At 62.9% G+C, this 11850-nt stretch carries 9 protein-coding genes; all 9 read right to left on the bottom strand.

The features are described 5' to 3' along the window. Nucleotides 1–23: 23 nt before the first annotated feature. A complete protein-coding gene (locus tag ABHV46_RS07030; RefSeq protein ID WP_438384012.1) occupies nt 24–1235 on the bottom strand; it encodes an OmpA family protein in 1212 nt (403 codons plus the stop codon). A 231-nt stretch (nt 1236–1466) separates the two neighbouring features. Then, nucleotides 1467–1799 carry a DUF1491 family protein gene (locus ABHV46_RS07025; protein ID WP_336946360.1) on the bottom strand — a complete coding sequence of 111 codons (333 nt, stop codon included), beginning with the start codon at nt 1797–1799 and terminating at the stop codon, nt 1467–1469. Then, nucleotides 1796–3259: a S41 family peptidase gene (locus ABHV46_RS07020; RefSeq protein ID WP_438384009.1), complete on the bottom strand. Its 1464-nt coding sequence runs from the start codon at nt 3257–3259 to the stop codon at nt 1796–1798. The genes ABHV46_RS07025 and ABHV46_RS07020 overlap by 4 nt, the downstream gene beginning before the upstream one ends. 264 nt (nt 3260–3523) lie before the next feature. After that, entirely contained in the window at nt 3524–6262 is a 2739-nt protein-coding gene (gene topA / locus ABHV46_RS07015; RefSeq protein WP_438384007.1) for a type I DNA topoisomerase, read from the bottom strand. Between the two features lie 41 nt (nt 6263–6303). Then, nucleotides 6304–7431 carry a DNA-processing protein DprA gene (dprA, locus tag ABHV46_RS07010; RefSeq protein WP_438384004.1) on the bottom strand — a complete coding sequence of 376 codons (1128 nt, stop codon included), beginning with the start codon at nt 7429–7431 and terminating at the stop codon, nt 6304–6306. 6 nt (nt 7432–7437) lie between these two features. Next, nucleotides 7438–8088, bottom strand: a complete 651-nt coding sequence (gene plsY / locus ABHV46_RS07005) for a glycerol-3-phosphate 1-O-acyltransferase PlsY (RefSeq protein WP_438384001.1) — start codon at nt 8086–8088, stop codon at nt 7438–7440. Further along, on the bottom strand, nt 8085–9377 hold the full coding sequence (locus tag ABHV46_RS07000) for a dihydroorotase (protein ID WP_438383998.1): 1293 nt from the start codon (nt 9375–9377) through the stop codon (nt 8085–8087). Before ABHV46_RS07000 ends, plsY begins: the two co-directional genes overlap by 4 nt. Next, nucleotides 9374–10315, bottom strand: a complete 942-nt coding sequence (locus ABHV46_RS06995) for an aspartate carbamoyltransferase catalytic subunit (protein ID WP_336946354.1) — start codon at nt 10313–10315, stop codon at nt 9374–9376. Before ABHV46_RS06995 ends, ABHV46_RS07000 begins: the two co-directional genes overlap by 4 nt. Then, nucleotides 10308–11714 (bottom strand): glutamate--tRNA ligase, encoded by a 1407-nt coding sequence (gene gltX / locus ABHV46_RS06990; RefSeq protein ID WP_438383995.1) that lies wholly within the window; start codon nt 11712–11714, stop codon nt 10308–10310. The genes ABHV46_RS06995 and gltX overlap by 8 nt, the downstream gene beginning before the upstream one ends. Nucleotides 11715–11850 lie beyond the last annotated feature (136 nt).

The following is an 11850-nucleotide window of genomic DNA, read 5'->3' as shown; positions in this document are numbered from 1 at the left end:
GCGTCGCCCTTCCCGCGACTGTTTCAGTGCAGAATGATTTCGACGCGGCGATTCTGCGGTTCGCGCGTATTGGGGCCAGTCTGAACCAGCGGGTTGGACTCGCCATAACCCTTGGTCACGATTAGCCCGCCCGGCACGCCGTCGCGAATCAGCTCGGCACGTACGGCATCGGCGCGGCGCATCGACAGCTTCATGTTGTAGCCTGCACCGCGTGCGCCCGGATGGGCAGCGCTGTTATCGGTATACCCATTGACCTCGATGCGCGTGAGCTGCGTATGGGTCGAGTTCTGGGCCGCCGTACCGACGATGGAGCGGGCACGATCGGTCAGATCGGCTCGATCCCAGTCGAAGAAAACCAGATAGCTGCGCGCCGGCGCCGGAGCTGGCGCGGTCATCACCGGCACGCTGCGCGGCGGCGGCGGGGCAGGGTTGAACTCATAGCGCAGGCCGAGCAGCAGCGAATGGTTGAAATCGTTGCGGGTTACGCGGTTGCCTTCCATGGCGCCTGCGGGGCGGGGCGCGTCATAGCCGCCGATATTGCCATAGCCGCTCGCATAGTGACCGTTCGGCCCGAGCATCGAATAGAAACGATATTCGGTCGTGAAAGAGAGGCCGACAGCGAAAGGTACGGGGAAGGAGAGGCCGAAAATGCCCTGATAGGCAAAATTACTGGCCGTGCCGCCGATCTTCTGGTTCAGGTAGTTATTCGGTGCGCGCACCGAGGCATTCATGGCCTGCCAGCCATAACCCACACCGGCACCGAAATAGGGGTAGACCCAGTTCGCGCCGATATCCATGTCGAACAGCGCATTGACCATCACGCCATATTGCTGCTGACGCCCGCCGGTCGAGGACGGAAAATAGCTCGATTTGAACTGCTGCAGACGGTTGTTGCGGTAGTTGCCTTCCACTTCAACGCGAAAGCCATTGCCGAGCCCCCAGCCGACAGAGCCGAGACCCGTCACGCCTGCATCGTAGTGATCGCGACCGCTGGGCAGAACCGGCGACAGACGCACGGTCTGGTCCTGATTGAAGCTCGCGCCACCGGAACCGGCAACGTATAGCCCCTTGACTACCTGCGCCTGGGCGGGAGCCGCCACAAGACACAAACCGCTCAGGGCGGTGAGACCCAGAATGCTCCTGCGGAAAAGCCGGGAGAGCGAACCGACCGCCTGCCGGACATCGGAAAACGGGCGGCAAACGGTTTCACCGCGCGTTCGGTGTTCCAGCGTCATATCGTCTTCTCCATCCTTTTCACGCGGCAGACTGAGAGAGGGCCTTTGAACCAGCCGTCCGCAGCGATCTGAATGCCGTCTTTTCGTTGAACTGTCATCCCCGTGCAACGTCTGTTTACGTCCGGGGTGCAATCGCCTCGTTGCGCCATTCTTTCTTCCTGCTCCAGGTGTGGGAAGGTTGCAACAGTCGCCAAAGCCGGGAAGCGCTGTTCGGGCCGTGTCGACATGGGCTCAGTCTCTCCTGCCGGGTAATACGCTCTCGATAGGGGCGGTTACATCCTCAAGGGTGAATTCGAGAATCCACAAATCAGGATCGTAGCGTCTCTGGCGCTCGAGATAAGTATCCAGCGCTTCCGGTGTGTCCATCGCGATACGCTCCCAGCCTGACCCAAGGGCTGAATCGCGTAAGACCGCGCAGGCGCCGGTTCGATCAGTCAGAACGATCAGCACCGCCCCTGCATCGTCGTCTCCGCGCTTCAGCATCATGGCTGAGCCGCCTTGCGTCTCGATCAGCCTCATGAGACCGCGCGCCCAGAGGCCGGATTTGAGACGGGCTTCGGTCATGGCGTGGGATCGTCCATGTCATCAGGCATCGCTGCAATGGCGGCACGATAGCTATCGGGATGATGAAGAAGGAGGGCTGCGGTATCGAGATCGGCATCCGTGCCCAGTGCGGCAGGGCAGTGGCGCCGGATGTCGAGAATGCGTGACACCGAAACGGGAAAGCGCAGGGCGCGGCTCGCCGCCACGTTTTCGGCGTCCAGCAGCTTGCCATTCGAAAGAGACTGCAACTGCTGGTCGAGGGCCTGTGCTCCGCGCGAGGTGCAGATCTGGGGCGTTACGCCGAGTCCCTGAAGCGGCCAGCCAAGCGGCGCCAGAACGCGGCTCCAGGTTACGAAGAGTTCGCCACCATCGGGCATCTGCCCTACCGCCTGCACGAGTCCCTTGCCGAGCGTGGCACTGCCGATCACCACGGCACGCCGATGATCGGAGAGCGCCGCTGCCATGATCTCGGCAGCGCTCGCCGTGCGGCCATCGACCAGAGCGGCGATTGGGAGGCCATGGGTCATGTCACCGCCCTGCACTGCCCAGATATGATTCGATTTCGGATCCCGTCCCCGTGTTACGACTGCGATACCCCGGTCCAGCACGAGGGCCGTGGCGGTCACGGCCTGCTGGAGCACGCCGCCACGATCGCCACGCAGATCGAAAATCAGACCGACCAGCTTCTTGTCTTCCAGAGCCTGATCGATGTTCTGGCTGAGTTCCTCTGCTGTGTCGGAAGAAAACGAGGCGATACGCAGCACGACGATATGATCGTGCATGCTGGCGAAAACGGTTTGAGGAGGGACGACCTGACGTTCGAGCCGCATGATCGCGCCGTGATGGCCCGGATCGGCCAGGAGCAGTTTCACCTTGCTGCCCGGCGCACCTGTGAGCCAGGTCTCGACGGTTGCGGGGTCCTGATTACGGGTCGAGCGTCCATCAACGGCCAAGAGCTTCTGGCCGGTGTTTGCCCCAGCGGCCCAGGCGGGACCATTGGCATTGATGGCGCTCACCACCAGCACAGCGCCGTCGCGGGCCAGCGAAAGGCCGACACCGGCCAGAGCACCGGTCCGGTTCGCCCGGTCATTGCCGGCAGGGGCCGGGGCGACATAGCGCGAATACGGGTCGAGATGGTTGAACAACTCGTCGAAAAAGCTCTGAAGCAGCGCATCGCGGCCTGCAGCGCGCAAGGAGGCCGATCCTTGCCAGGCGGCATCCATGCTCGAAACGATCAGTTTCACCCAGTCGAGCGTCTCGTTTTCACCCGGCTCGCGAAATTCCGAAATGGTTTTGGGCCCGATCGAGAGTCGCAGCATGGCGGGTTTGGCCGGATCATGGGGCGGCTCGACCATGGTGATGGACGGATCGATTGCGGTCAGGCCATCAAGCCCCCAGAGGCTGTAGGTCTTGCTGGAATGAACTTCTAGGGTACGCGGGCTCAGAAACCGAAAGGCGCTCGACAGAACGGCGTTCAGCAATCCCGTATCGAGCGCAGCGTTGTCCTCAGCCTCCGCCGTTCCCGTGCAGACACACAGGGACAGCGCCGCGACCGCGCCCAGACATTGCCGGGAGAACGCGCCAGACAGGAAGAAAGGAACGTGTTTCAGAGCCAGTGACCTTGACCATCAGGAAGATGGCTTCCCCCATCGAGTTCCGCTTTAGCGACCCGCTACGTGACGCGATAGGGAGCCTAACAGGGGGAGCGATGTTTTTGCCACGGTCTGTGACTTCAAAAACGCAAATTATTCTGCGTCTTCACCATCTGTTGTTTTGGCCTTGCGCGTTTTTTTTGCCGGCTTGTCGGCCGTATCTGCCGTAGCCGTCTTTTTCTTTGGGCTCGCCGCCTTTTTTGCCGATGGCTTCTTGGCGGCCACAGCCTTGGTGGACGTTTTCTTTTTGGGGGCAGCCTTTTCGCCGGAATCCTCCGCCGTTGCCTTGGTCGCGCTCTTGCGAGTGGCCTTGCCGGTCTTGCCTTTGGCTTTGAGAGGCTTGCCTTTCTCGACCAGAAGCGCGAGCGCCTCTTCGAGTGTCACCTCGTCCATCGACTGACCCTTGGCGAGATTCGCGATGACCTGCTTGTGCTGGACATAGGGGCCAAAGCGCCCCTTGCGCACAAGAACGGCCTCGCCATCCTTGGGATGCGCCCCGAGTGTGCGGATCGAGGCGAGTTTCTTGGCCAGGGAGTCGATGGCGCGGTTGAGCCCTACTGTCAGCACGTCGTCATCGGCATCCAGCGTGCCGAAAATCGAGCCCATTTTTACATAGGGGCCGAAACGTCCGAGTCCGGCTTCGATCATCTCGCCTGTTTCGGGGTGAGGCCCCAGCTTGCGCGGCAGGGAGAGCAGACCGATCGCCTTGTCCAGCGTCAGCTTGTCGCCCTCCAGCCCCTTGGGAATGGTCGTGCGTTTTGGCTTGACCTTCTTGTTCTCCGGGTCGGCTTCACCACGCTGTATATAGAGCCCGTAGGGCCCACGGCGCACGGTCACTTCCTCACCCGTTTCCGGGTCCTGACCGAGGCTTTTCATGCCCTCTTTCAGGGTTTCGCCTTCGCCGCCATCTTCGGCCACCAGACGACGCGTGAACTGGCAGGTCGGATAATTCGAGCACCCGATGAAGGCACCGAACTTGCCCAGACGCAAGCCCAGCCGCCCCGTGCCGCAGGCCGTGCACTGGCGTGGATCGCCCCCGTCATCGCGTGTGGGGAAGAAATGCGAGCCGAGATCCTCATCCAGCGCGTCGATGACGTCCGAAATCTTCAGATCCTTGGTCTGGGCGACAGCAGCGGAGAAATCGCGCCAGAAGGCGGCCATGATGTCGTGCCAGTCGGCACGGCCGTCGGAGATATCGTCGAGTTGCTCTTCGAGCGTTGCCGTGAAGTCGGTATCGACATAGCGCTCGAAAAATGAGGTCAGGAACGCTGTCACCAGTCGGCCCCGATCTTCGGGAATGAAACGTCGCGCGTCGAGTCGCACATAATTGCGGTCGCGCAGCACGGTCAGGATCGAGGCATAGGTCGAAGGGCGACCGATGCCGATTTCTTCCATGCGCTTGACGAGACTCGCTTCGGAGAAGCGCGGCGGCGGCTGGGTGAAATGCTGATCGGCCTCGACACCGCGCGTCGTCAGGCGTTCGCCTTCGCTCATGGCGGGCAGCACGCGGCCTTCATCGTCATCAGTCTTCGTGTCGTCGCGACCCTCGGTATAGAGCTTGAGAAAGCCGTCAAATGCGATGATCGAGCCATTGGCGCGCAGCGTGGTCCTGCCGGACGAATCGGTCAGGTCGACAACAACCTGATCGAGCTCGGCAGATTGCATCTGCGAGGCGACGGCGCGTTTCCAGACCAGTTCGTACAGGCGCATCTGCTCGCCCGAAAGGTGGCGTGCCATCGATTCGGGGGTACGGCTCACATCGGTGGGGCGTATCGCCTCATGGGCTTCCTGCGCGTTCTTGGCCTTGCTTGAATAGACGCGCGGCTTTTCGGGCAGATAGGGCGCGCCATAGCTTTCGCCAATCATGGCGCGAATGGCGGTTACGGCCTCGGCAGCCATGGTGACGCCATCGGTACGCATGTAGGTGATGAGACCGACCGTTTCGCCGCCCAGATCCACACCTTCATAAAGCTGCTGGGCCGTGCGCATGGTCGTTTGCGCGCTCATGCCTATCTTGCGCGAGGCCTCCTGCTGAAGCGTCGAGGTGGTGAAAGGCGCGGGCGGATTACGTTTGGCCTTCTTGCGCTCGACCGAACGCACCGCAAATGCGGTATTGGCTACCAGATCGCGTACGGCATGAGCTTTTTCGGCGTTATCGAGATCGAACTGGTCGAGCTTGCGCCCTTCCAGATGGGTCAGTCGGGCTGAAAAGGCAGCATTGCGCGGTGTGGCAAAGGCGCCGGTGATGGACCAGTATTCACGGCTCTTGAATATTTCGATCTCGGCTTCGCGTTCGCAGATCAGACGCAGCGCGACCGATTGCACACGACCAGCGCTGCGGCTACCCGGCAGCTTGCGCCACAGAACGGGCGAAAGGGTAAAGCCCACCAGATAATCGAGGGCGCGGCGCGCCATGTAAGCGTCGATCAGAGGCTGATCGAGTGCGCGCGGGTTCGCCATGGCCGTCTGCACGGCGGATTTGGTGATCTCATTGAAGGTCACGCGTTGCACGTTCTTGCCGCGCAGCAGGTTCTTCTCTTCCAGCGCGGCACGCACATGCCATGAAATGGCTTCGCCTTCGCGATCCGGGTCAGTGGCGAGATAGAGCGTATCGGCGCTTTTCACGGCTTTGGCGATGGTCGCGATCTGCTTGGCGCCGCGCTCATCCATCTGCCAGTCCATGGCGAAATTTTCGTCAGGCCGCACGCTGCCGTCTTTCGGCGGCAAATCGCGGACATGGCCGAAGGATGCCAGAACGATGAAGTTATCGCCCAGATATTTGTTGATGGTCTTTGCCTTCGCCGGGCTTTCGACCACTACGACATCAGTCATCTCTACTCCAGAACCGCTCCGGCCTGCTCGGAACCGGCGAATCAGGCTGACAGCACAACCTGTCCCCCGGGAAGGAAGGTCGCTACGCCGCCAAGTTCGAGTTCTGACAGGGCGGATAGCACCATGGATACCGAGAACTGGCAGCGCGCCACGATATCGTCAACTGCCACTGCCGTGGGAGAGAGCAGATCGCGTATCGTCTCACGCACTGCCTCAGGCGTGGGCGCAGGGGTAAAACCGGGCGGCGCAGGCTCAGAAAACCCAGGCAGGCCTGTCCATCCGGGGGTCATGCGCGGGCCTCTGCCGCTTTCGATCTGGCTCAGCACGTCCTGTGCGGTTTCTGTTAGAATCGCCCCCTGTCTCAACAGGTCATTGCCCCCGCGAGAGCGCGGATCGAGCGGCGAACCCGGCACGGCAAAGACGTCACGCCCGTAATCGAGGGCAAGGCGGGCGGTAATCAGCGTGCCGGATCGCAAGGCTGCCTCGATCAGAACGACACCGAGCGACAAACCGGCAATCAGGCGGTTACGCCTCGGAAAATGGCTTGCCTGAGGGACCGTGCCGAGCGGTGCTTCGGTGACGATGCAGCCGCGTTCGGCCACGGCTCGATACAGGCTTTCATTTTCCGGCGGGTAAAAACAGTCCAGCCCGCCTGCTGCAGCTCCTATCGTCATGCCGGGGTGAAGCGCCGCCCGATGCGCCACGGAATCGATGCCGCGTGCGAGGCCCGAAACGATCACGCAGCCTTCAAGTGCCAGAGCGCCGCTCAGACTCTCTGCGATGCGCAGCCCTCCTGCCGAGGCATTGCGCGCGCCGACGATGCCTATGGCGCGCTCGGACAGCAGCTCAGCCCTGCCCCAGATACTCAGGACTGGCGGCGCGTCGGGAATACGCGCCAGAAGAGGCGGATAATCGCGATCGCCGAGAACCAGCAGCCGAGCGCCGAACCCCTCGAGTGTCGCCTCTTCCTCTTCAATCGAGTCGCGTGAGGGAATGTTGACACTGCCCCGTCGCCCCGCCTTGCGAGCCCGCTCGGGCAGGGCGTAGAGGGCGGCGTTGGCCGTGCCGTGTTCGTTCAGAAGGCGTCTGAAATTGACCGGCCCGATTCCGTCAGTGCGGGCGAGACGCACCGTATCGATGCGGTCGTTGCCTGAGGGAGGGGGCGTCAACTTCTGTCAGATCTCCCGCTTCTTTTGCGGGGGCGGGTCGATATTGATCCGTGATTCCCGTCCCAGAAGCAGGCGTTTGATGTTGCTGGTATGGCGCAGCAGGATGATGAGCGTGAGAAGCAGCGTGGCAATGGGCAACGGGCTATGGACCGGCTGCTCGCTGAGCGGCGGCATCAGGAAAGGCGCCACCGCAAAAGCCGCAAGGGCACCGGCAGACGAGATATGCGAGAGCTTTGCCACCGCAAGCCAGACGATACAGCAGGCAATGCCTACCGGCCAGCACAGGGCGAAAAGCACGCCCAGCCCGGTCGCGACACCCTTGCCGCCACGAAACCCCAGCCAGACCGGAAAGCAATGGCCGATCACGACGCTGATGCCGGCAATGGCCATGCCGGTTTGCAGATCGGCATCGAGCAACAGACGCACCATCAGAACCGCAAGGGCGCCCTTGAACGCGTCGAGCAGCAGCGTGGCTGCGGCCAGACCCTTGCGTCCGGTGCGCAGCACATTGGTCGCGCCGATATTGCCCGACCCGATCTTGCGGATGTCCCCCGCCCCGCCGAGATGGCTGATCAACAGGCCAAAGGGAATGCTGCCAATCAGATAGGCCAGCCCCGCACAGAGCAGGAAATTCGGCGTCAGCAGCGCGTGGATCATGCCGCTGCCTCGCCATAGACATGCCGCCCGGCCTTCCACGTGCCGAGAACGCGCCCCTTGAGGCTGCGTCCGTCGAACGGGGTGTTCTGGGCGCGGCCCGGCTGGCAGCCAGCCTCGACCACCCAGTCGGATTCGGGTTCGAACAGGCACAGATCGGCGCTGGCGCCGTCGAGCAGCGTTCCGGCTTCGCTGCCCAACAGGCGCGCGGGGTTGCGCGTGATCAGGGCGATCAACTGCGGCAGGGTCAGCGTGCCCTCATGCACGAGAGAGAGCCCGACACCGAGCAAGGTGGTCAGGCCCGTTCCGCCAGCACTGGCCTGAGCGAAGGGCAGGCGCTTGTCGTCGGCATCCCAAGGCGCGTGGTCGGAGGCGATGGCGTCGATCGTCCCATCCGCCAGCGCCGCGCAGACGGCGAGGCGATCCTCTTCTGCACGCAAAGGCGGGGAGAGCTTGGCATAGGTACGAAATTCGCCGATCGCCTCTTCATTGAGCGCGAAATAGGGAGGGGCCGTGTCGCAGGTGATGGCCAGTCCGCGCGCCTTGGCCTGACGGATCAGGGCCAGACCTTCGCCCGTCGAGACATGGCCGAAATGCAGTCTTGCGCCCGTCATCTCGGCGAGGCGGATATCGCGTGCGATCAGAATGGCCTCAGCTGCTGCCGGAATCTGGGCCAGACCCATACGTGTCGCGAGCGCCCCGGCCGTGGCCGTGCCCCCCTTGGCAAGGGAGGGGTCTTCAGGGTGCTGCACTACAAGGGCGTCGATGCCCTTGGCGTAAGCCAGAAGCTGGCGCATGCGCTTGGTGTCGGCAATGGCGTGGATGCCATCGGTAAAGGCGACCGCACCCGCTTCGCGCAGCATGCCGAGTTCGGCCATTTCCTCGCCATTGCACCCCTTTGTCAGGGCGCCATAGGGCAGGATGCTGACCAGACCGGTCTCTTCGCCACGCCCGCGCAGCAGACGCACGAGGGCGGGCTCGTCGATGGCGGGCTTGGAGTTCGGCAGGGCGGCAAGGGTCGTTACACCGCCCGAAACGGCGGCGCGTGCGCAGGAGGCGATGGTTTCGCGATATTCGAAGCCCGGTTCGCCGATGGCCACACGCATATCCACCAGGCCGGGAGACAGAACGGCGCCCGTGCCGTCGATGACCCGGGCGTTTTCCGGCTTGCCTTCGGCGCCAGCCTTGTCGCGACCGGCAATACGCCCGTCCTTGACAAGCAGGCGGCCGGAAAGATCGGTTCCTGCCTCCGGGTCGATCAGACGGACATTTTCAAAAACGAGATCGGTCATGACGCTGTCCGCATGCGTGAAAGTCGGTCGAGAACGGCCATACGCACGGCGACGCCCATTTCCACCTGTTCCTGAATGACGCTCTGCACCGAATCGGCCACGTCCGACGCAATTTCGACGCCGCGATTCATCGGTCCCGGATGCATCACCAGCGCCCCCGGCTTCGCCAGCGCAAGGCGACGGCTATCGACACCATAGAATCGGAAGAACTCGCGCGCGCTCGGCACCAGACCGGCGCCCATGCGCTCGCGTTGCAGGCGCAGCGTCATGACCACATCGGCGTCGCGCAGTCCGCTTTCCATATCGTGATGGATCGACACGGCGCCGAGAGAGGCCATGGCGGCAGGCACCAGCGTCGGCGGGCCCACGAGACGCACCTTGCTGCCCATGGCGGTCAAAAGATGGATGTTCGAACGGGCCACGCGGCTATGACCCACATCACCGCATATCGCGACGGTAAGACCGTTCAGCGTGCCCAGATGACGCTTGATCGTCAGCGCATCGAGCAGGGCCTGTGTCGGGTGCTCATGCATGCCGTCACCGGCATTGACCACGCTGGCCTCGACCTTTTGCGCCAGAAGGGCAGGCGCGCCCGATTGCGCATGGCGCACGACCAGAAGGTCGCAGCGCATGGCGTTCAGCGTAGCAGCCGTATCGAGCAGCGTCTCGCCCTTGTTCACCGAAGACGTGGCCACCGTCATGTTGATGACATCGGCCCCGAGACGCTTGCCCGCCAACTCGAAACTGGTGCGGGTGCGGGTGCTGTCCTCGAAGAACATGTTGATCACGGTGCGGCCGCGCAGCGCATCGCGGGGGGCAGTGCGCGAGCGGCTCAGCAAGGCATAATTCGCCGCGAGATCGAGAAAAGGCGTGATCTCCTCGGCGCTCATGCCTTCGAGGCCGAGCAGATGGTGCTTTCGGGCGAGCGTGTCAGCCATGCGCGATCGCGGCTCCTATACGGGCCAGAACCTCGTCTCGGCCAAGGGCTTGCAGGGTCAGATCGATGCCGGGCGAAACCGTGCTGCCGGTCATGGCGGCGCGCAGGGGCTGCGCGACCTGACCGAGTTTGATGGCCTTGCTTTCGGCAAACTCACGCAGCGCACCGTCGATGGCGGCCGCCTCGAAAGGCTCGACCAGAGCGAGCGCCTGAGCGACACCGCGCAGCACATCCTTGCCTTCTTCCGAAAGCTGCTTCTGCGCCTTGGCGTCATAGGTGAAGGGCAGGGAGCGCCCGAGAAAAGCCGCGCTATCGGCCAGCTCGGTCAGCATCTTGGCGCGTTCCTTGAGCCCCGGCATGAGGGTCAGTACGCGCGCGCGCAGCACGTCATCGACCGTGATGTCCTCGCGCTCTTTCAGACGCTCGATCACGTCGTCGGTCAGGCGGGCATTATCGGCCTCGCGCATATAGACGCCATTGAGATGGGTCAGCTTGACGTAATCCATACGCGAGGGCGACCGGCCCACCCCATCGAGATCGAACAGGCGGATCTGTTCTTCGCGGTTCAGGATCTCGGCATCGCCATGACCCCAGCCCAGACGCAGCAGGTAGTTGCACAGCGCTTCCGGCAGAAAGCCCTCATCGCGGAACTCCACCACCGACTGGGCGCCGTGACGCTTCGACAGCTTGGCGCCATCGGGGCCGTGAATGAGCGGCAGATGGGCGAAATGCGGCAGATCCCAGCCCATGGCGCGATAGATCATGGCCTGACGAAAGGTGTTCGTCAGATGGTCGTCACCGCGAATGACATGGGTGATGGCCATGTCATGGTCGTCGCAGACCACGGCATGGAGGTAAGTCGGTGTGCCGTCAGAGCGCAGGATGATCAGATCGTCCATTTCGGCATTGGCCACGCGGACCTCGCCCTGGACCAGATCGTTGATCACCGTCTCGCCATCGCGCGGTGCCTTCAGGCGCACGGCAAAAGGCGCGCCCTCAGGGGCTTCGGACGGGTCGCGATCGCGCCACATGCCGTTATAGCGAGGCGGCTGGCCGTTCGCGATGGCGTCTTCGCGCATCTGTTTCAGCTCATCGGCGGTGCAATAGCAGCGATAGGCCAGACCCTTGGCCAGCAATTCCTGCGCCACTTCCGTATGGCGCCCCTGTCGCGTGGACTGGAACACGGGTTCCTCATCCGCCACGATCCCCATCCAGGCCAGACCCTCGAAGATCACATCCACCGCGCGCTGCGTGGAGCGCTCGCGATCCGTATCCTCGATTCTGAGCAGGAATTGCCCGCCATGGTGGCGGGCGAAAAGGAAATTGAAGAGGGCCGCACGGGCATTGCCGATATGCAGCAAGCCGGTGGGAGAAGGGGCAAAGCGTGTGCGAACGGTCATGGCGGCTCCATAGCACGATCGAGCCCGTCACACTACCTGAGCGCGCTTTGTTGAGCGGGCGATCACACGCTTCATCTTGATCCGCCTGAAACACCTGAAAGGGGATGAAAGGGGCGCGCTCCTTTGCGGGGAGCGG

Source organism: Asaia sp. BMEF1 (assembly GCF_051628905.1).
GTDB lineage: Bacteria > Pseudomonadota > Alphaproteobacteria > Acetobacterales > Acetobacteraceae > Asaia.
This window is presented reverse-complemented; position numbering and strand designations above follow the sequence as displayed.